Source organism: Dellaglioa sp. CoH-57-MRSF-21, from assembly GCF_056781915.1.
Genome location: NZ_JBXAXU010000123.1, coordinates 1 through 337 on the forward strand (window position 1 = coordinate 1; position 337 = coordinate 337).

Genomic DNA, 337 nt, shown 5'->3' on the forward strand with positions numbered 1-337 from the left:
TTGCCGGACAGTACTGATGTCCTCATTGTGGTAGACGCCAAGTACCACCATAGACACGTCGCGGAGCGCCCGACTCGACCACGGGCGATTGAACAAGCCGTTGACCATGGCGCGCGCATTGTCGAAACCGTCGTCGCCCGCTGCCTCACGGCTGTATTTCTCAGCAAACACATCCTTCTTCATCAATGCTTCGAATCGAAAGACCGTTCGGTTTCGGGTCGGAATCCGTGCCGGAATCAGTCCGAACTCTACAAGCTTCGGAATCAGGTACGACACATCGCGACCAACCATGCCATCACCACGCGTGATAAGAGCCTTGGGAGTGCCACGATCGTAC

1 protein-coding gene is annotated in these 337 nt (G+C 56.1%); it reads right to left on the minus strand.

The genetic code is table 11. From position 1 onward, the window contains the following. On the minus strand, positions 1-291 hold a 291-nt coding region (locus AC1RPQ_RS08225; RefSeq protein ID WP_481762298.1), incomplete at its 3' end, for a hypothetical protein. Positions 292-337 lie beyond the last annotated feature (46 nt).